At 71.8% G+C, this 18,117-nt stretch carries 17 protein-coding genes; 6 read left to right on the top strand and 11 right to left on the bottom strand.

The genetic code is table 11. The features are described from left to right. The first annotated feature begins 76 nt into the window (after nt 1-76). On the top strand, nt 77-1,183 hold the full coding sequence (locus ACSMXO_RS42380; protein WP_346258135.1) for a T3SS (YopN, CesT) and YbjN peptide-binding chaperone 1: 1,107 nt from the start codon (nt 77-79) through the stop codon (nt 1,181-1,183). A gap of 6 nt (nt 1,184-1,189) precedes the next feature. Here the strand turns inward: ACSMXO_RS42380 and ACSMXO_RS42375 are convergent, their stop codons facing one another. The 3 genes from ACSMXO_RS42375 to ACSMXO_RS42365 all read right to left on the bottom strand — a co-directional run bounded on the left by ACSMXO_RS42375 (nt 1,190) and on the right by ACSMXO_RS42365 (nt 5,517). Next, nucleotides 1,190-3,220, bottom strand: a complete 2,031-nt coding sequence (locus tag ACSMXO_RS42375; protein ID WP_455416205.1) for a beta-propeller domain-containing protein — start codon at nt 3,218-3,220, stop codon at nt 1,190-1,192. 164 nt (nt 3,221-3,384) lie between these two features. After that, complete coding sequence (locus ACSMXO_RS42370; protein WP_455416204.1) at nt 3,385-4,749, bottom strand: glycoside hydrolase family 6 protein; 1,365 nt, start codon at nt 4,747-4,749, stop codon at nt 3,385-3,387. A 309-nt stretch (nt 4,750-5,058) separates the two neighbouring features. Further along, nucleotides 5,059-5,517, bottom strand: a complete 459-nt coding sequence (locus ACSMXO_RS42365) for an Lrp/AsnC family transcriptional regulator (RefSeq protein ID WP_346258196.1) — start codon at nt 5,515-5,517, stop codon at nt 5,059-5,061. 67 nt (nt 5,518-5,584) lie between these two features. Between ACSMXO_RS42365 and ddaH the strand changes: the two genes are divergently transcribed. Continuing rightward, nucleotides 5,585-6,409 carry a dimethylargininase gene (ddaH, locus tag ACSMXO_RS42360; RefSeq protein WP_346258132.1) on the top strand — a complete coding sequence of 275 codons (825 nt, stop codon included), beginning with the start codon at nt 5,585-5,587 and terminating at the stop codon, nt 6,407-6,409. Nucleotides 6,410-6,439: 30 nt separating this feature from the next. Here ddaH and ACSMXO_RS42355 read toward each other — a convergent pair whose 3' ends face one another. Continuing rightward, a complete protein-coding gene (locus ACSMXO_RS42355; RefSeq protein ID WP_455416203.1) occupies nt 6,440-7,651 on the bottom strand; it encodes an ABC transporter substrate-binding protein in 1,212 nt (403 codons plus the stop codon). Nucleotides 7,652-7,696: 45 nt separating this feature from the next. Continuing rightward, the gene (locus ACSMXO_RS42350) at nt 7,697-8,548 is read right to left on the bottom strand and encodes an alpha/beta hydrolase family protein (protein ID WP_455416202.1); all 852 of its coding nucleotides are present in this window, start codon (nt 8,546-8,548) and stop codon (nt 7,697-7,699) included. Between the two features lie 118 nt (nt 8,549-8,666). Here ACSMXO_RS42350 and ACSMXO_RS42345 point away from each other — a divergent pair, with 118 nt between their 5' ends. Then, entirely contained in the window at nt 8,667-9,272 is a 606-nt protein-coding gene (locus ACSMXO_RS42345) for a bacterial proteasome activator family protein (RefSeq protein WP_346258129.1), read from the top strand. 69 nt (nt 9,273-9,341) lie between these two features. On the opposite strand, the gene ACSMXO_RS42340 is transcribed toward ACSMXO_RS42345, so the two are convergent. From ACSMXO_RS42340 to ACSMXO_RS42325, 4 genes are all read right to left on the bottom strand, one after another. After that, nucleotides 9,342-10,220: an HAD family hydrolase gene (locus tag ACSMXO_RS42340; RefSeq protein WP_346258128.1), complete on the bottom strand. Its 879-nt coding sequence runs from the start codon at nt 10,218-10,220 to the stop codon at nt 9,342-9,344. Beyond that, on the bottom strand, nt 10,220-11,041 hold the full coding sequence (locus tag ACSMXO_RS42335) for an HAD family hydrolase (RefSeq protein ID WP_455416201.1): 822 nt from the start codon (nt 11,039-11,041) through the stop codon (nt 10,220-10,222). Before ACSMXO_RS42335 ends, ACSMXO_RS42340 begins: the two co-directional genes overlap by 1 nt. A gap of 152 nt (nt 11,042-11,193) precedes the next feature. Further along, nucleotides 11,194-12,450: a serine--tRNA ligase gene (serS, locus tag ACSMXO_RS42330; RefSeq protein WP_455416200.1), complete on the bottom strand. Its 1,257-nt coding sequence runs from the start codon at nt 12,448-12,450 to the stop codon at nt 11,194-11,196. Between the two features lie 151 nt (nt 12,451-12,601). Beyond that, the gene (locus tag ACSMXO_RS42325) at nt 12,602-13,417 is read right to left on the bottom strand and encodes a hypothetical protein (protein ID WP_455416199.1); all 816 of its coding nucleotides are present in this window, start codon (nt 13,415-13,417) and stop codon (nt 12,602-12,604) included. A gap of 141 nt (nt 13,418-13,558) precedes the next feature. On the opposite strand from ACSMXO_RS42325, the gene ACSMXO_RS42320 reads away from it, so the two are divergent. The 3 genes from ACSMXO_RS42320 (at nt 13,559) to ACSMXO_RS42310 (ending at nt 15,391) form a co-directional block, all read left to right on the top strand. Continuing rightward, entirely contained in the window at nt 13,559-13,990 is a 432-nt protein-coding gene (locus ACSMXO_RS42320) for an OsmC family protein (RefSeq protein ID WP_346258124.1), read from the top strand. A gap of 204 nt (nt 13,991-14,194) precedes the next feature. Next, entirely contained in the window at nt 14,195-14,536 is a 342-nt protein-coding gene (locus ACSMXO_RS42315; RefSeq protein ID WP_346258123.1) for a metallopeptidase family protein, read from the top strand. A gap of 126 nt (nt 14,537-14,662) precedes the next feature. Then, entirely contained in the window at nt 14,663-15,391 is a 729-nt protein-coding gene (locus tag ACSMXO_RS42310) for an AIM24 family protein (protein ID WP_346258122.1), read from the top strand. 57 nt (nt 15,392-15,448) lie between these two features. On the opposite strand, the gene ACSMXO_RS42305 is transcribed toward ACSMXO_RS42310, so the two are convergent. Together ACSMXO_RS42305 and pheA are read right to left on the bottom strand one after the other, a co-directional pair. Continuing rightward, nucleotides 15,449-16,840 carry a carbohydrate-binding domain-containing protein gene (locus ACSMXO_RS42305; RefSeq protein ID WP_455416198.1) on the bottom strand — a complete coding sequence of 464 codons (1,392 nt, stop codon included), beginning with the start codon at nt 16,838-16,840 and terminating at the stop codon, nt 15,449-15,451. A gap of 314 nt (nt 16,841-17,154) precedes the next feature. Then, nucleotides 17,155-18,111, bottom strand: coding sequence for a prephenate dehydratase (gene pheA / locus ACSMXO_RS42300; RefSeq protein WP_455416197.1), 957 nt, complete (start codon nt 18,109-18,111; stop codon nt 17,155-17,157). Between the last annotated feature and the right edge of the window lie 6 nt (nt 18,112-18,117).

Here is an 18,117-nt window from a genome sequence, read left to right as displayed (position 1 = left end):
TGATCGGGGTCCGCACTATCCCGGCCAACCGGTCGGCTGGGTAGGGTGTGCGGTGCCCTGACGGACGGAGGCGGTTATGGCGGCTGACAACCCTGAGGCGCCGGGGGACGAAGTGACCGAGGGGAGCCCGGCCGAGCATTACGAATCGATCCTTCTCGACGAACCGACCACCGCGGACCTCCGGGTGAAGGTGACCGAGGCGTGGCAGGAGTTCGCCCGGGCGCTCGCCGGCCAACTGCGGGGCCTGCCGACCGGTACGCAGATCGCGCTCACCCTCGACCCCACCGCCTCCGGCACCGGGGACGCCGTCTACTCGGTGAGCATCGAGATCGGCGAGGACGGCCAGGTCGACCTGCGGGCGGTGGGCAACGCCGCCCTGCCCCAGGGGTACCGGCTGGATCGGGCCGCGATCGCCGACATGATCGCGCTCGGCTGGTCGCCGCCCGGCGTGCTCGAGGGCTCCGGTGGGCACTTCGGGATGCGGGCCAGCACCAGCGAGGCGGTCCGGCTTGCCACCACCGTGTCGCGGACCCTGCGTGACGTGTACGGCGCACCACACCCGGCCTTCCTCGTCTTCCTGGTCCACGACGAGTCCGACGAGCCGCTCGCGGTCGAACCGCTCGGCACCGCCCGGCCCGAGGTGGCGGCGGATCCGACCGCCGACCTCGACCTCGACGAGGCGCTCGCGGCGGCCCGGACCGCGCAGAGCGGCAACGACGCGCTGGCCCTGGAGGACCGGGTCCGGACAGTGGTCTCGGCGATGCTGAAGTCGTCGGCGGACCAGCTCCAGGTCGACTCCGACGGCGACATCGGCATCCGGGCCGGATCGGCGATGGTCTTCGTCCGGGTCCGGGACAACCCTCCGCTGGTCGACGTCTTCTCCCCGGTGCTCACCGAGGTCGAGCCGACCGAGCAGCTCTACGTCAAGCTCTCCGAGCTGACCAACCGGATGCCGATCGGCCGGCTCTACTGCACCAACGACACCGTCTGGGCGTCGATCCCGGTCTTCGGCCGCAACTTCCAGGCGACCCACCTGATGCTGGCCGTACAGGTGATGACCGGGCTCGCCGACGAGCTGGACGACCGGCTGCACGGCGAGTTCGGCGGCCGGCGGTTCTTCGGCGAGGGCGACAAGCCGCAGAACCGGGGCTCGGGCGAGCACCGGACCGGGATGTACCTGTAGTCCCTCCTAGATGCGGATCACGCCCAGCGTGCCGAGGGTGCCGAGGTCGGTCGCCTTGATGGCGCCGTCGGAGATGGTCCAGAGCACCCCGTCGACCATCAGCGAGCGGCGGATCATCCCGCTCGACTCCGTGGTACGCGCCTCGGCGTGCTCCACCAGGCCCGCCTCGGTGAAGCCGCCGTCGGTCACCCGCAGCACCAGCGCGCCGCCGCCAAGCCTGCCCTTGCCGTCGGTGCCGGCCGCCTGGTACGTGGTCAGCGGCACCACCAGCGTCTTGGTGGCCGGCCAGTAGAGGAACGCGTGCGGGTCGAACTCGGCCTCGGAGTGGCCGTACCGGACGTGGTGCTGGGCGATCCGGGTCGGTTTGGTCAGGTCGGAGACGTCGAAGAGGGAGACCTGGCTGCCCTCGGTCCGCCCCTGCCGGTTGGCCTCCTGGCCGACCCCGATCAGCCGCCCGTCGCCGATCGGGTGCAGGTACGACGAGTAGCCGGTGATCTTCAACTCGCCGGTGACGGTCGGCTTACGGGGATCGCGCAGGTCCACGGTGTAGAGCGGATCGGTCTGCCGGAAGGTCACCACGTAGCCGGTCCCCTCGGCGAACCGCACGCTGTAGATGCGTTCGCCCTTGCCCAGCCCGGTGACCCGGCCGGTCTCGGTCAGCGTCCGCCCGTCGGCGCGCAGCACGTACACCGCCGAGCTGGACTTCGGGTTCTGTCCCCAGGTACGCCCGCTGGTGGTGGCCACCCGGAGGTGTCCGTCCCACTCCGACAGCGCGTACTGGTTGACCAGCCAGCCGGGCACGGTGGCCGCGGTGACGTAGCGGGGCCGGTCCGGGCCGGAGATGTCGAACTGGTAGATGTCGGTCTGCTCGTCCTTCGGGTCGGGCGCCCGGTCGCCGGAGGTCAGCGCCGGCAGCACCCGCCAGCGCTGGTCACTGGCGAGATAGAGCCGCGACCCGTTGCTGTAGACGGTGTCTCCGTCGGCGGCGACCGTCACCGGGTCGCCGTCGCCGAGGCTGGCGGCGCCGAGGTCGAAGCTGAGCAGGGTGACCAGTGAGGTGCCGGAGTAGACCGCCGGCCGGCTCAACCGGTCGCAGCCGACTCGGCCGGTGCTGGTCTGCCCACCGGTGCTGGTCTGGTAGCGGGGCAGCCAGGCGTCGATCGGTGCCTGGTCCACGATATTCCGGTTGGCGGCGAGGTTCTTCTTCTCGTCGGCCGGCCCCGCTGCCTTGTTCAGCGGGAAGTCGAGCCGGGGCCAGGAGCGCACCACCACCCGGACGGTCGGGCCGACCTGCCGGGCGTCGACCAGGCCGCCGTCCATCCGGTAGTCGCCGACGATCTTCGGGGCGCCGGCCAGGTCGACCAGGATCAGTCGGGGACCGACGATGGCCTGCTGCTGGTCGTCGGCGGGGGGCACGCCGGGCCGGGCCCGCCGGCTCAGGCCCGGGTGGACCACGCCGTGCTCCCGGGCCAGCACCAGTGCCCGGTCGCCGTGCAGCAGCAGGTTGGTCTCGGCCCAGCCGACGTCCGGGCCGGAGTCGAGCTTCAGGGTGCCGGTCAGCCGCCGGCTCGCCGGATCGATCACCCGCAGCGTGCCCTGGTCGACCGTCACGATGCGCCGGCCGTCGGTCTTCACCAGGTCCGGCTCGTCCACCCCGGCCTCGTGGGTGTTGGTCCCCGAGTGGCCGGATCCGGCGCCGGGTGCGGCGGCGTTGTCCCGGGCGGTCCCCGCGTCGGCGCCGGCGGCCCGCTCGGCGCCACCGTCGGTGGTCTGGAACGCCGGCTCCATAGAGCCGCCCGGTAGGCCGTACGGCCCGACGTACGCCCTGGCGGCGGCGCGGAGCCCGGCCAGCGCGCTTGCGCAGGAGTCGAAGGCGACCAGCCGCAGCCCACTGGCCGGTACGCCGGTGCCGGGTGGTGGCGGAGTGGGATCCGGCTCGGAGGTGCAGCCGGTCAGCAGCATGCCGGTCAGCGCCAGGCCGGCGACGAACGCCGTGCCGACGGTGGCGCCGGATCGAGTTCCCCGTTCGGGTGTCATGCGCGGTTCGACGCGCCGACCCGCGTCCACGGTTCCCGGCCCCGGTCACCGGTCCCCGGACACGCCCCTGGTGCGGCCGACGTCGGTCGACCGCACCAGGTCTCCTACCGGGCTGCTGCCGGGTCAGATCCTCCACCGGAGCAGGGCGAGAGCCGTCCGGGGGATCACAGCGGCGGGTAGGCGTTGCGGAGCAGCTCCTGGAACTGAGCCTCGAACCAGTGCCCGGAGAGCGGGGCGTCGGGCAGGGCACCGGACATGTTGTTCTGGTTGCGCGGGTTGCCCTCGTAGGTCGGGTCGCACATCCGGTCGAAGCCCTTGCCCTCGTCGTTCTGGATTTCCCGACTGGCGCCGTCCGACTCGCCCGGCGGCTTGATCCAGACGTACGCGTCGATGCCGGGCTCCGGAGACGCGGTCGGCCGCTCGCCGATGCCGGCACCGGACTGGTTGCACCAGTTGCCGAGGTGGATCCGGCGGTCGATGCGCGACTCGTTGACGAAGATCTCCGGGTCGGTCGAGGTGCTGGCCTGGGTCGGCCGGTTCGGGCCGCCCCAGCCGTTGCGGGAGGTGTCGATCAGCATTCCGATGTCGTTGTTGAAGCCCACCGAGATCAGCTCGTCCCGGTACGCCTGGGCGTACGACAGCTCGTCGACGTACCGGTTCCAGTCGACGAAGGTGCTGGCCTCGCGGACCGGCCGGCCGCCGACCACGGTGTTGGCGTCGAAGAACTCCTCGCGCAGTACTCCGTAGTTGGCGGTGTTGCTGATGAAGCCGTGCACGTCGTCCACGGTGGCCCCGGCGGCGGTCGCCGCCTCGTGGAAGAGCTGGGCGGCCGCGCCGAAGTTGTCGTCCCAGCCCAGCCAGCCGTGGTGGCCGATGTCGATGTAGTTGTAGGTGTTCTCCAGCGACCCGAGCTGGGCGAGCGCGTAGCCGACGCCCTCGACGTAGTTGCCGTTTGCCAGCATCTCGTCGCACTCCGGCGTCGCCGTCTCCCGCGAACCCACGTTGGTGATCAGGTTCGGCAGCGAGTCGATTTCGATGATGTTGACGATCCGCAGGTCGGCGTAGGCGGGATCGCCCATGATCTCGACGATCGGGTCGATGTACTCCGACTTGTAGATCTCGATGTCGTCCGGCCCCAGTTCGCCGTTGGAGGCGAGCGCGGCGCAGTCCCGGCCGGGCAGGTTGTAGATGACGATCTGGATCAGGTCGGCGCCCTGCTCCAGTGCCGTGTCCAGGTGCTCCCGCAGGCCACGCGCGCCTTCGGTGCCGGTGATCGCGGCGCGGCGGTCCATCCAGACCCCGGTGGGCTGGTCGGCGATCGCGGCACCGCCGCTGGCGGTGGCCTTCGCGGCCCAGTCCGGGTTCACGTAGACCGTGGCCCCCTCGTAGGGGTTGTCGACCCGGGGAGCGGCGCTGGCCTGGCTGGCCTGACCGACCAGCAGACCGGAGACGAGGGTGAAGGCCGCGGCGGCGGCCAGCCCGCGACGGGCCGGCGACCACTTACCCCGGGACAAGGGGTTCGTGTGCATCTTGACTACTCCTCGCGACGATGGCATCCACCGTTCGCCCTGGTGGGGCGTGACGGCGGCACGTTCGGATCGGGTGGTGCGGCAGACGCCCGCTCCGCGGTAGCGGGTTCCGGCGCGCGGTCGCCCATTTCCTGAAATCGGCTGCCCTGGGCGACGTAATGTTCTTGCCCGGCTCGCGACTCAAGTACCAATTGATGGCCATCATTACATGGGAACGCTCCCATCGCAACCGGAAGGAAACAGGGCAGAAACGCCAACGTGATCGAATGCCGCATCTGCCCCGGACGGTCGCCCGGCGGGCGCTCCCGGTCAGGCCGGGGCGGCTACCACGGTGGGCGAGTCGACCAGCCGGGACAGCACGATCATGCTCCGGGTCGAGGTGACGAAGGGCTCGGCGCGGAGCCGTTCGAGGGCCTGTTCCAGGTGGGCGATGTCGGCCGCCCGCAGGTGGACCAGCGCGTCGGCCTCGCCGGAGACGGTGTAGGCGGCGACCACCTCGGGATGCCGCCGGGTCGCCACGGTGATCTGGGTCGGGGTGGTCCGCCCGGTGCAGAAGAGCTCCACGAACGCCTCGGTGCTCCAGCCGACCGCCGCCGGGTCGATGACGGTGGTGAATCCCCGGATCACTCCGGCCGCCCGCAACCGGTCGACCCGGCGCTTCACCGCGGGTGCGGAGAGCGAGACCCGGGAGCCGATCTCCGCGTACGAGGCACGGGCGTCGGCGACGAGTGACGCAATGATTCGCTGGTCCACGCCGTCGATCTGCAACGTTCCGCCTCTCTCAGGCAACGGTTCTGGCTGTTAGTAAACCTGTACCGTACCTACCCTTGGATCCGTGAACCAGCCGAGGATCCCCAGAAAGCGGACATATCTTCTGTGTCCGCCGGAGTACTTCACCGTGGAGTACGCGATCAACCCGTGGATGGACACCGCCACCCCGGTCGACCGGGAGCTGGCGGTCAAGCAGTGGCACGGGTTGCGGGAGACCCTGCTCGACCTCGGTCACACGGTGCACGAACTCGCTCCGGAACCCGGCCTGCCGGACATGGTCTACGCGGCCAACGGCGCCTTCGTGGTCGACGGCACCGTCTACGGCGCCCGGTTCCGGCACCCGCAGCGGACTCCCGAGGCGGCGGCGCACCGCTCCTTCCATGAGGCGCGGGGCGCGCGGTTCGTCGCGCCCGCCGAGATCAACGAGGGTGAGGGCGACTTCACCTACCTGCCGGAGGCGCACGGCGGCCTGATCCTGGCCGGGTACGGCTTCCGGACCGAGCCGGCCGCGCACGCCGAGGCGCAGGAGGTGCTCGGCCGCCCGGTCGTCTCGCTGCGCCTGGTGGACCCGCGCTTCTACCACCTGGACACCGCGCTGGCCCCGCTCGACGACGGCAACATCGCGTACTTCCCGGAGGCGTTCTCGGTCGCCGCCCAGCGGGTACTGGCCCAGCTCTTCCCGGACGCGGTTCGGGCCGACGAGGTCGACGCGTTCGCGTTCGGGCTGAACCTGGTCAGCGACGGCCGGCACGTGGTGCTCAACAGCGAGGCCAGTGGGATGGCGGCCAAGGTCGCCGCCGCCGGCTACCTGCCGGTCCCGGTAGAGCTCTCCGAGCTGAAGAAGGGCGGCGGCAGCGTCAAGTGCTGCGTCGCCGAGCTGCGCGACTGAGCCCGCCCCGCCGGGACCCGTCCCGCCGGCTCAGCCGAGCGTCGCCAGTTCGTTGATCAGTACGTTGGACAGCACCTGCCCGTCCAACTGCACCTCGCGCAGATACCACTTCTGCTGCGGCGTACGCGGCTGGTTGAACTGCCACGGGCCGCGCGGGCTGTCGATCTGCCCGATCCGGCCGAGCGCCAGGTTGAGCTGCAACGGGTTGAGGTTCTCCCCGGCGATCCGGATCCCCTTGCCGAGCACCTGCGCGGCATCGTAGGAGGCCATCGCGTAGGTGGTCGGGGTCGAGCCGTGCGCCTTGCGGAAGGCGGAGGCGAACCGGCGGTTGGCCGCGTTGTTGAGGTCGGCGGAGTAGTTGAGCGAGGTGACGATGCCCTCGGCCTCACGCGACCTGAGCTGCCCGAGCACCGGCCCCTCGGTGAGGAAGCCCGGCGCGTAGATCGGCTTGCGGTAGCCGGCCTGGCGCAGCTTCTTGAGGAACTCGACCGCCGAGTCGCCGGAGAAGAAGCAGTAGATCGCGGCGGGATCGCGGTTGACCAGTTGGGTGATGTACGGCGCGAAGGCGTTCCGGGGCGGCTTGCCGGGGAAGTACTCGGTCCAGATCACCGGGTCGGAGATCCGCTCGTCGGATTCCCCGAAGCTCTGCCGGAAGCCCTGCACCGCGTCGAGGCCGGCGTCGTACTCCGGAGAGATGATCGCCACCCGGCCGTTCGCCCCGACCTGCTCCTTGACGTACGGCGCCAGCGCCCGCCCCGGCTCGTCGTTGATGTACGACGTACGCCAGATGTAGACCACGCTCTGCAACGTCGACGGGGACGCGTTGGAGCCGATCAGCGGGATCTTCGCCTGCTCCACGGCGTCCCGCAGGCCGAGCATGACCGCCGAGTTGACCACTCCGGTGAGCGCCAGTACCCCCTGCTTGACGAGCTGGTCCAGGGCGGCCCGAGCGGATTCGGGCGTCTCGCCCTCGTCGGCGACGACCAGGTCGACCGGATGTCCGCCGAGCCGCTGGTCGTTCAGGTCGAGATAGAGCTGGAACCCGCGCAGCATCTCGTCGCCGATCGGCTTGTAGACGCCGGACTGGGCGACGATCATGCCGATCCGCACCGGTTCGTCGCTGATTGGCTCCTCGGTTTCGAGGCCGTCCGACCGGCCGCACGCGGCGGCCAGCCCGGTGGCGCCGAGCGCGCCGAGCGAGCCCAGCAGCTTGAGCGCTCGTCTGCGGTCCATCTGCGACACGGATCCCTCCCGGAGCGGCGTTGGGAGCGCAGCTCTCCCGGGGTTCTACCGGGAACGCGGTGCTGCGTCAATGCCGCCTGATCTCCCAGTTAGCCAATGTAACTCGGCCAGTACAACGGTCCACGCGCGGGACAGTGGGTCGATCAGCCCGAAGTGCTCGCACTCGGGCAGCTCGACGAAGCGCAGGTCGGTGCCGTGGGCTCTGGCAGCGTACCGGCGGCTCGGCGCCACCGGTACCTGCTGGTCCAGGGTGCCGTGCACGATCGAGGTCCGGATCGGGGGTGCCGCCGCGCGGGCCGGGTCGGCCGCCGCGTACCGGTCCGGCACCTCCTCGGGGCCGCCGCCGAGCAGTGCGGCCACCGCGCCACCGTCCAGGTCCAGCCGGTACGCCTCGGCGAGGTCCAGCACCGGGGCCAGGGCGAGCACCCCGAGTACCCCGGCCGGGGCACGCAGCGCGGCCCAGAGCGCGAGGTGTCCACCGGCGGAGTGCCCGAGCAGGATCGGCGGGCCCGGCGCCATCCGGCCGGCCGGCAGCACGGCCCCGACCAGCCCGGGCAGCGCGGCGATCCCGGCCGTGACGTCGTCGAAGGTGCCCGGCCAGCCCCCGCCCGGCTGCCCCGTCCGGCGGTACTCCAACTGGGCCACCGGGTAGCCCCGGCCGGCCAGGTCCGCCGCGAGCGGTCCGGTGTGCCGGCGGTCGTACTCGGCCCGCCAGAAGCCGCCGTGCACGACCACCACCAGCGGTCGGGCCGGACCGGCGGGTGCGGCGGGCAGGCGCAGGTCGGCGACCTGCTCGGGGTCGGTGCCGTACCGCAGTCGCAGGTCAGGTGGCGGCGCCGGCCGATCGAGCACCTCCCGCGGATCGGCGGGAGGGGCGGCGGGACGGTCTTCGGCCATGGTGCGACCGTACGGTGCGGGCACCGCCACCAGCCGTTGGGAGGGGGAGCGGCACCGCGCCCGCTCGTCGGCGGTGGGCGGCGCGTGTCGCGGGAGGTCGTTGCGGGAAGATGGGGGCATGACCGACGTGCCACGTTCCCAGGAAGACAACGACGACTCGGCTCCAGCGGGCAAGCGCCCCGGCGGCGGCGCCGTGCTGGTGGTCGGCCCGGACGGGCGCCCGGTCGGCACCGTGCCGACCGACGGCGAGACGCCTGGCGAGGACCCGTCGCGGTTGATCGAGCAGCCGGCGAAGGTGATGCGGATCGGCAGCATGATCAAGCAGTTGCTGGAGGAGGTCAAGGCCGCGCCGCTCGACGACGCCAGCCGGCACCGGCTGCGGGAGATCCACCAGCGGTCGATCGTCGAGCTGGAGGACGGGCTCGCCCCGGAGCTGCGGGAGGAGTTGGAGCGGCTGTCCCTGCCGTTCGGCGAGGACGCCGCGCCGAGCGAGGCGGAGCTGCGGATCGCCCAGGCCCAACTGGTCGGCTGGCTGGAAGGGCTGTTCCACGGCATCCAGGCGGCGCTGGTCGCCCAGCAGATGGCGGCCCGGATGCAGTTGGAGCAGATGCGTTCCGGTGGGCGTCCCGCGCTGCCGATGGGCCCCGCCGGCACACTCCCGGGCATGCCGGGCGGCAACGCCGGGCAACCCGGTGAGGGTCCCGGTCCCGGCCAGTACCTCTAACTCCCCCGACCACCGATCGGCCCGGTCGGGCCCACGAGCCCGGCCGGGCCGGAACCGGAGCGCTGCCGGTCAGGCCGGGTCGGCGATCCGGTCCGCGGCGTGGCTGCCCGGTCCGGCGGCGTCGGCGCCGCCCGCCGGGTCGGAGTCGAGCAGCGCCTCCAGGTACGCCGCCACCCCGTCCTCCTCGTTGCTCGCCGTCACGTCACCGGCGATCTCCAGTACGGCCGGATGCGCGTTCGCCACCGCCACCGCCCGGCCCACCCAGGTCAGCATCGGTACGTCGTTCGGCATGTCCCCGAAGGCGACCACGTCGGCGGCGTCCACCCCGTGCCGGGTGCAGTACCAGGCCAGCCCGGCCGCCTTGGTCACCCCGGCCGCCGAGATCTCGATCAGTCCGCTGTACGACGAGTGGGTCGCCTCGGCGAGCCCGGCCAGTGCCCCGGCCACCACCTTCACGAAGACGTCCGGGTCCTGTGTGCCGGCCCGGGCCAGCAGTTTCACCGCCGGTACGGCGTGCAGGTCGGCCGGACTCTCGATCGTCCGGATGTCGGGGTAGCCCCGATCCCAGCTCAGCGGATAGTCCACCTCGTGCCGGATCTCGCGGCCGTCGGTCACCTCCACCGCGAAGGTCACCCCGGGCACCTCGGCGCGGAGCCGCTGGACCACCTCGGCGAGCAGGTCCGGAGCGAGCGGGTCGGCCCGGAGCACCTGGTCGGCGACCGGGTCGTAGACCACCGCCCCGTTGGCGCAGACCGTCGGCAGCGGCAGGCCCAGTTGGTCGTAGACGTGCTGGAGCCAGCGGATCGGGCGGCCGGTCACCAGGACCACGCCGACGCCCTCGGCGGAGATCCGCGAGATCGCTTCGACGGTACGCGGGCTGACCGTCCGGTCCGCCCGCAGCAGCGTGCCGTCGAGATCCGTGGCCACCAGCCGAGGTAGTCGTCCCATCAACGCGAGAGTAGTCGATCGAGGTAGACCGCGACCCCGTCGTCGTCGTTGCGCAGGGTCACCTCGTCGGCGGCCCGCCGCACGGTGGGGTGGGCGTTGGAGACCGCCACCCGGGCCCAGCCGGCCCACTCGAACATCGGCAGGTCGTTGGGCATGTCCCCGAAGACCAGCACCTCGGCGGGGTCGACGCCGAGGGTCTGGGCCACCACCGCCAGCCCGGTCGCCTTGTCCACCCCGGGCGGGCAGATCTCGATGAAGCCGAGCCCGGCCTGGGTGATCGAGGCCTGCTCCGCCGGTACGAGCCGGCGGGCCGTCGCGAGCAGGGTGTCGACGTCGTGGTCGGGAGTCCGGGCGAACGCCTTGATCACGTCGCTGCCCAGGCAGTCGACCCGGGCCCGCGCCTCGAACCGGTCCTGGTACGGCCAGGTCGCGTCGAAATCACCCCAGAGCGGGGCACCCGGTGCGTCCAGCGCCTCGACCATCACGGTCATCGGCCCCACCTCGGTCTCCAGCACCCGGAGCAGCTCGGCCAGGGACGCACCGGGCAACCGCTCGTCCCGCAGGATCACCGGCCCGGCCGGGTCGGTCTGGTCGACCACCCGGCCGCCGCCGGCCATCACCAGGAAGTCGGCGGCCCGGATGTCGTTGCGGGTGAGCTCGGCCAACCGGGGCCCGCGACCGGTGGCGCCCACCACCGGAATGCCGGCGGCCCGGACCCGGTCCAGCACCTCGTGGGTGTACGCCGAGACGGTCTCGTCGGTGCGCACCAGCGTCCCGTCGAGGTCGGTGGCGATCAGCTTCGGCAACCCGGGTCGGGGCATGGCTCCTCCTCCAGCCCGCCGCCCGCCAGGCTCGGAGAAGTCGCCGGAACTGCTGCTACCGGGTCAGCTGGCGGTGACGGGGCAGCAACCGTATCTCACCTTCCGGGGTGGCTCCATGACATTTGTGTGAAGTGCTCTTCACCGGGAGGGGTTCACTTCGGTTCGAGTACGTCCCGACCGCCGACGTACGGCTGGAGGGCCTTGGGGACCCGTACCGAGCCGTCCGGTTGCTGGTGGTTCTCCAGGATCGGTACCAGCCAGCGGGTGGTGGCCAGGGTGCCGTTCAGGGTCGCGGCCGTCTGCGGGCGGCCCTGATCGTCCCGGTATCGCACGTTCAGCCGCCGGGCCTGGAAGGTGGTGCAGTTGGAGGTCGAGGTGACCTCCCGGTAGCGGCCCTGCGACGGCACCCACGCCTCGCAGTCGTACTTGCGGGCCGCGCTGCTGCCCAGGTCACCCGCTGCCACGTCGATCACCCGGTAGGGCAGCTCGACCTTGGCCAGCATCTCCTCCTCCCAGGCCAGCAGCCGGAGGTGCTCGTCGTGCGCCTCCTCCGGCTGGCAGTAGGAGAACATCTCGACCTTGTCGAACTGGTGTACCCGCATGATGCCCCGAGTGTCCCGGCCGTACGAGCCGGCCTCCCGGCGGTAGCAGGACGACCATCCGGCGTACCGGACCGGCTCGGTCAGGTCCAGGATCTCCCCCGAGTGGTACGCGGCCAGCGGCACCTCGCTGGTGCCGACCAGGAACAGGTCGTCGGCCTCCAGCCGGTAGACCTCGCTGGCGTGCGAGCCGAGGAATCCGGTGCCCTCCATCGCCTCCGGCTTGACCAGCGACGGGGTGATGGTCGGGACGAAGCCGTACTCCACCGCCTGGGCGACGGCGAGTTGCAGCAGGCCGAGCTGGAGCAGTGCGCCCACCCCGGTCAGGTAGTAGAACCGGCTGCCCGAGGTCTTCGCGCCGCGCTCGACGTCGATCGCCCGCAGTGCCTCGCCCAGCTCCAGGTGGTCGCGCGGGTTTTCGATCTCGGGCCGGGTGCCGACCTCGCGGAGCAGCACGAAGTCGTCCTCGCCGCCGGGCGGGGTGCCCTGCTCGACCACGTTCGGGATCGCGTACTGCGCCCGGCGTAGCGCCGCCTCGGCCGCGCCGACCGCGGCCTCGGCCGCCTTCACCTCGGCGGAGAGGTCCTTGGTCCGGGCGAGCAGCCCGGCCTTCTCCGCCGGGTCGGCCTTTGGCATCCGCTTGCCGAGCTGCTTCTGCTCGGCCCGGAGCGCCTCGAAGCGCCCGACCGCCGCCCGCCGCTCCTCGTCGGCCCGCAGCAGGTCGTCGACCACGGACTCGGACTCGCCACGGGCACGCTGGCTGGCACGTACGGTATCCGGATCGTCGCGGAGCAGACGCAGGTCAATCACGGGAACCGAGCCTACCGGTGCGCGGCGGGGCAGGTGTATCGAGATACGCCCGGCCGACGCGCCGCCCGGTCGGGGCGGTGGCGGCCCCCGTCCCCGGCATCCGGACCGTGGCCCTGGCCGGATCCGTGCCAGCCCGGCCGGCGGGGACGGCTCAGTGCGCGAACGGCTTGGTCGGGGTCACCGTCAGGTCGATCGGTGGCGGCCGGCCGTCGTCATCGTCGGCCACCTCCGCAGTGCCGGCCGCCCGGGGCCGCCGCCACGGCCAGTCGGACTCCTCCGCCGGCAGGGGTCCGGCCGGTGCGCCCGGCTCGGCGGCCGGCGCCGGTGCGACCGCGCTCCGCCGGACGAAACGCCCGGCGAGCAGCAGGGCCAGCCCGAACCCGCCGGTGCCGACGTACGCCAGCACGAGGCCCTGGCCGTACTCGATGACCATCCCGTCCAGTTGGCCGTACATCTGCCAGCGGTCGGCCAGGGTGTCGAGCGAGCCGGTGGTGGCGACCAGTACCCCGAGCACCGCCCCGGACACGGCCAGCCCGACGACCCGGGCGTTGTGGCGTACCCCGGGCGAGCCGAACAGGACCAGCGCCAGGCAGCCGAGCACGCCGAAGACCCCGACCAGGTACGCCGTGCCGAACGTCGACATGTCCACCACGCCGCTGCCCAGGGCGACCGCGTTCTCGGCGCCCTCGACCGTCATGCTGGTGACCGCCCAGTCGCCGATCAGCGAGGCGAAGACGGCTGCCGCCCCGGCGGCACCGACCACCGGCACCAACCGGCTGTCCCGGCCGAGCCGGCGCAGGGCCAGCCCGGCCCGCCCCCCGGTACCCGGGCGGTCGCCCCACGACACGATGCTGGCACCGTCCGGTGTGGGTTCCGCGTCGTCGCCCGGGCGTGCCGGATCCTCCGGGCCGGTGTCCCGACGGCCGTCCGGCCCGTCCTGGCGGGGGATGGAGACGTCGTCGGGCATCGCTGACCCCTTCCACGGCGGACTCCTGCCATCGATGATGGCACAGCAGCCGCGGACCGGCCCCGTACCCATGGGCCCGGATGGTCCGCGTCCTGGCCGGGGTCGTCGCGTCGCCGGTCGCTTTGAGCTAGCGTCGGCACCATGCCTATCCGCACCGCATCCGCCCGCTGGCAGGGCAATCTCACCGAAGGTTCCGGCACGATCCGCACCGGCAAGGGCGGGTTGCAGGGGAACTACTCGTTCAAGTCCCGCTTCGAGGAGGGCGAGGGCACCAACCCGGAGGAGCTGATCGGCGCGGCGCACGCCGGCTGCTTCTCGATGGCCTTCTCCAAGGCTCTCGCCGACGCCGGATTCACGCCGACCTCGGTCGAGACCACCGCCCAGGTGCACCTCGACAAGACCGACGCCGGCATGACGGTGACCCGGATCGACCTCGACACCGTCGGCGACGTGCCGGGGATCGACGAGGCCGAGTTCAACAAGCTGGCCGAGGCCGCCAAGGCGGGTTGCCCGATCTCCCGGCTGCTCTCGCCCGGGGCCGAGATCTCGCTCAACGCCCGCCTCGCCGCCTGATCCTGGCGAAACCTCCCCACCCATCCCTCGATCGCGGTGGTCAGGGCACTTCCCGGTACGCCGCCGAGCGCGGCGCCGCCGGCCCTGATCATCGCGATCGTCGACGTTGGTGGTGCGTCCGGTGCGTCCGGGCGGCCGTCGCGCCTCACGACGGGCGCCGGCCCACCCGGTCAGGTGCGGCACAATTGGGCGGTGCCGGTCGAGATGAGCCGCGAGCGTTTCGAGGAACTGGTCGCCGAGGCCCTCGACGAGGTGCCGGAGGGCCTGCTCAACCTGATGAGCAACGTCGTCATCCTGGTGGAGGACGACTCGCCGGAGGACGGCCCCGAACTCCTCGGCCTCTACGAGGGCCACGCGTTGACCAGCCGGGGCTGGGACTACGCCGGGGTGCTGCCCGACCGGATCTTCATCTACCGTCGGCCGATCCTGCGGATCTGCGACACCGAGGACGACGTCGTCGACGAGGTCGCGATCACGGTGGTGCACGAGATCGCCCACCACTTCGGCATCGACGACGACCGGCTGCACGACCTGGGCTGGGCCTGAACCAGCGACCTCGGCCGCGCCTGGCCGGTCCCGGACCTGCCTGACCACCGGGAACGGCCGCCCCCGGGAACTGCCTGGTTGCGCCGGTTGCCTACCCTCGGTCCTCCACCCGTCAGGAGGAACGTGATGCGCAGCGCGCTGTTTTCGGCAGAGAACCTGGAGAAGGAGTCACACCAGCCCGGGATGCGGCTGCAGAACTCCAAGATGCTGAAGATCGAACTCAACGGCGAGGCGATGGCCCGGGTCGGCTCCATGGTCGCGTACCAGGGGCAGGTGCAGTTCCAGGCGTTGGGCTCGGGCGGGCTCGGCAAGTTTCTCAAGCAGAAGCTGACCGGCGAGGGTGTACCGCTGATGAAGATCAGCGGACGGGGTGACGTCTTCCTGGCCGACTACGCGGCGGACGTGCACATCATCGACCTGGAGCCGGGCGACGCACTGTCGATCAACGGCTCCAGCGTGCTCGCCTTCGACTCCACCCTGCAATACGACATCAAGATGGTCGGCGGGGCCGGCATGATGTCGTCGTCCGGGCTGTTCAACTGCGTCTTCAGCGGCTACGGCCGGATCGCGATCACCACCAAGGGCACCCCGGTGGTGCTCAACGTCGACGCGCCGACGTACGTCGACCCGCAGGCCGCGGTCGCCTGGTCGGCGAGCCTGCAGACCGGCTACCACCGGGCCGAGCAGCTCGGCCTCGGCACGCTGCTCGGCCGGCGTACCGGTGAGGCGTTCACGATGAGCTTCGCCGGGCAGGGCTTCGTGATCGTCCAGCCCTCCGAGGAGCCGCCGATCCAGGGCATGGGCCGCCAGGAGCAGGGCGGTGGCGGCGGACTGCTCAACCAGTTGCTGGACTGACGACTGCCGGAGGCGCCCCGCCCGGGACGCCTCCGGCCCCCTGCCGGCCGGTACAGCTCAGAACCGGCCGTACCGCCCGGCGGTGACGCCGGTCAACACCCGGGTCGCGCCGGTGATGCTGCCACTGGCGTAGTAGCCGCCGATGCCGGTGCCGCTGACGCTGCCGCCGGTGTAGATGTCGTACTGCTGGCCGTTGGCGATCCGGTTGGACGAGAAGACGACCTCCCGGATGGTCTGCGACGACCGGAACGAGGCCACCACCGCGCTGCCGGAGACGACGTGCACGATGGTGTTGGCCGCGAGGTTGGTGGTGAACCGGGGGGCCACCCAGCCCTGGCCGGTGTTCGGCACCGCCCGGAACACGGCCAGCGAGGTCAGGCCGGCGCCCACCACCGTGCCGGCGGTGAAGGTTATCGGCCCGTCGGCGTCGAACGCGCCCTCACCCCCGCCTACGGTGCTGGAGCCGTTGGCCACCACCGTGCCGCCGGCGAAGGTCAGCTCGCCGTTGGAGTCGAAGCCGTCGGTCCCGCCGGTGGCCACCACCGTGCCGCCGGTGACCCGGATGAACGCGATCGTGGAGGGGACCCAGTCCCCGAGACCCTCTTCCACGGCGTTGATCGCGTCGTCGCTCGCCACCGCGTTGACGGTGCCGCCGCTGATCGTCGTCCGCAGCCCCTCGATCGCCTCGTACGACCGGGTCACGTTGATGGTTCCGCCGGAGACGTTCACCGCGTTCTCGCCCTTGACGGCGTCGTCGCCGACGGCGGCGGTGATCGTGCCGTCGGTGATGGTGACGACGCCCTTGCCGTCCTCGGTGTCGTTGGACTTTATTCCGTCGCCGCCGCTCGATGTCACGTTGATGGTGCCGCCGTTGACGGTGAGCGAGTCCTTGCCCCGGATGGCGTCGTCCACCGAGTTCACGGTGATCGTGCCCGACTGGATGACCAGGGCATCCTTGCTGACGATGCCGTCGGCGTAGTTGGCGCGTACGTCCAGCGAGCCGGTGCCGCCAATGGTCAGCCCGGCCGTGCTGAACAGCGCGGCGTCCGGCTCGCCGGTGTTGGTGTAGGTCGACGCGTCGGTGAGTCTGTTGCTGGTCCCGGCGGCCAGCGTGACGGTGACGGCGCTGGCGTTGGTGACGTAGAGCGGAGCGGAACGCGAGTTCGTGATCGAGGCGCCGCTGAGGATGAGTTCCACGTTTCCGGTGGCGGCGGTGTCCACGCTGACGTAGCCGTCGTTCAGCGTGCCGCTGATCTGGTAGGACCCGGGAGCCGTGATGGTGACGGCGCTACCGGAGACGGTGACGTTGCTGCCCGAGACGCTCGCGCTGGACCCGTTGAGGGTGATCGTGGCGGTCGGTGCGGCGACGGCCGGGACGGCGAGCGGGCCGGCCAGCAGGGCGGCAGCGAGCCCTCCGGCGAGGGTGGTCCGGCGTACTGCGGATGTCATGAGCGGTCCTGTCTGTCGGGGACGGAGGCTGGACCGAGGCGTGGCGGGGGTGCCTCTATCACCGGCGGCCCGATCATGTACCGCTGGTGAACCAGGGGTATCCATTGATGAGTCTAAATGAGTACAGCCGGGTGTCAGAGACCCCGCAGCCAGAAACTTCTGCTGCCGCGAAGGTCTCCCCGCTCGCCGCCGGCGTCCGGACCGGAGCTGCCCCGCGACGACGGCACGCTCGCGGCATCACCAATCGGCTCGGTGAGGCGTCGGAGAGGGCGTCAGGCGATGCGCTCCGACTCGCCGCGCGCCGGCACCATGACTCAGGAGAGTTCGCCGGCCCGCAGCCGGGCGAGCCAGGCCGCCGCGTCGGCGTAGTCGACGTCGGAGAGCCCGGCCGGCGCCGGGACCGGCCGCTCGGCCACCGCCGTGCTCCCGCGATGCCTCGGGTACGACCCCAGGAAGCGCACCTCGGCGCAGATCCGGCGCAGTCCCTGGAGCGCCTCGCCGACCCGGTCGTCGGCGACGTGCCCGGTGCAGTCGAGGAAGAACGCGTAGCGGCCGAGCGCCTCGCCGGTGGGCCGGGACTCGATCCGGGTCAGGTTGACCCCGCGTACCGCCAACTCCATCAGCACGGCGAGCAGCGCGCCGACCCGGTCGTGCGCGATGTAGACGGCGAGCGAGGTCAGGTCGTCACCGGTCCGGGGCGGCGGCGGTCCCGGCCGGCTGAGCAGCACGAACCGGGTCACCGCGTCGTCATGGTCGGCGATCTTGTCGGCGAGCACGGCCAGCCGCTGCCGGGCGGCGCCGATCGGCGCGCAGATCGCGGCGTCCTGCTGGCCTTCGACGGCGGCGAGCGCCGCGGCGGCGTTGGAGAGTACGTCCACCACGACCGTGTCGGGCAAGTGCTCGCGGAGCCAGCGGCGGCACTGGGTGGACGCCTGCGGATGGGCGGCCACGGTGCGCACCTCGCCGAGGGCCCGGCCCGGCGGCGCGGCGAGCACGAACTCGACCGGCAGCACCACCTCGCGGGTGATCACCAGTGGTTCGCCGTCGACCATCTCGTCCAGGGTGACCGGGACCGCGCCGCCGATGGAGTTCTCCAGCGGCACCAGCGCGGCGTCGGCGTCACCGGCCCGGACCGCGTCCAGCGCCTCCGGGACGCTGCGCGCCGGGGTACGGGTGCCGCGCTCCGCGGCCGGGATGGTACGCAGCGCCTGCTCGGCGAAGGTCCCCTCGGGCCCCAGGTAGACGAAGCGGGTCGGCGGTGTTCCGGGCATGCCCTC

It is taken from the genome of Plantactinospora sp. DSM 117369, from assembly GCF_053764795.1.
The sequence above is the reverse complement of the archived record's forward strand: the minus strand, read 5'-3'. Positions and strand labels throughout refer to the sequence as shown.

Coding starts and splice junctions, on each gene's coding strand:
- ACSMXO_RS42380 (WP_346258135.1), top strand. CDS start 77: ATGGCGGCTGACAACCCTGAGGCGCCGGGGGACGAAGTGACCGAGGGG.
- ACSMXO_RS42375 (WP_455416205.1), bottom strand. CDS start 3,220: ATGACACCCGAACGGGGAACTCGATCCGGCGCCACCGTCGGCACGGCG.
- ACSMXO_RS42370 (WP_455416204.1), bottom strand. CDS start 4,749: ATGCACACGAACCCCTTGTCCCGGGGTAAGTGGTCGCCGGCCCGTCGC.
- ACSMXO_RS42350 (WP_455416202.1), bottom strand. CDS start 8,548: ATGGCCGAAGACCGTCCCGCCGCCCCTCCCGCCGATCCGCGGGAGGTG.
- ACSMXO_RS42345 (WP_346258129.1), top strand. CDS start 8,667: ATGACCGACGTGCCACGTTCCCAGGAAGACAACGACGACTCGGCTCCA.
- ACSMXO_RS42340 (WP_346258128.1), bottom strand. CDS start 10,220: ATGGGACGACTACCTCGGCTGGTGGCCACGGATCTCGACGGCACGCTG.
- ACSMXO_RS42335 (WP_455416201.1), bottom strand. CDS start 11,041: ATGCCCCGACCCGGGTTGCCGAAGCTGATCGCCACCGACCTCGACGGG.
- ACSMXO_RS42325 (WP_455416199.1), bottom strand. CDS start 13,417: ATGCCCGACGACGTCTCCATCCCCCGCCAGGACGGGCCGGACGGCCGT.
- ACSMXO_RS42320 (WP_346258124.1), top strand. CDS start 13,559: ATGCCTATCCGCACCGCATCCGCCCGCTGGCAGGGCAATCTCACCGAA.
- ACSMXO_RS42315 (WP_346258123.1), top strand. CDS start 14,195: ATGAGCCGCGAGCGTTTCGAGGAACTGGTCGCCGAGGCCCTCGACGAG.
- ACSMXO_RS42310 (WP_346258122.1), top strand. CDS start 14,663: ATGCGCAGCGCGCTGTTTTCGGCAGAGAACCTGGAGAAGGAGTCACAC.
- ACSMXO_RS42305 (WP_455416198.1), bottom strand. CDS start 16,840: ATGACATCCGCAGTACGCCGGACCACCCTCGCCGGAGGGCTCGCTGCC.
- pheA (WP_455416197.1), bottom strand. CDS start 18,111: ATGCCCGGAACACCGCCGACCCGCTTCGTCTACCTGGGGCCCGAGGGG.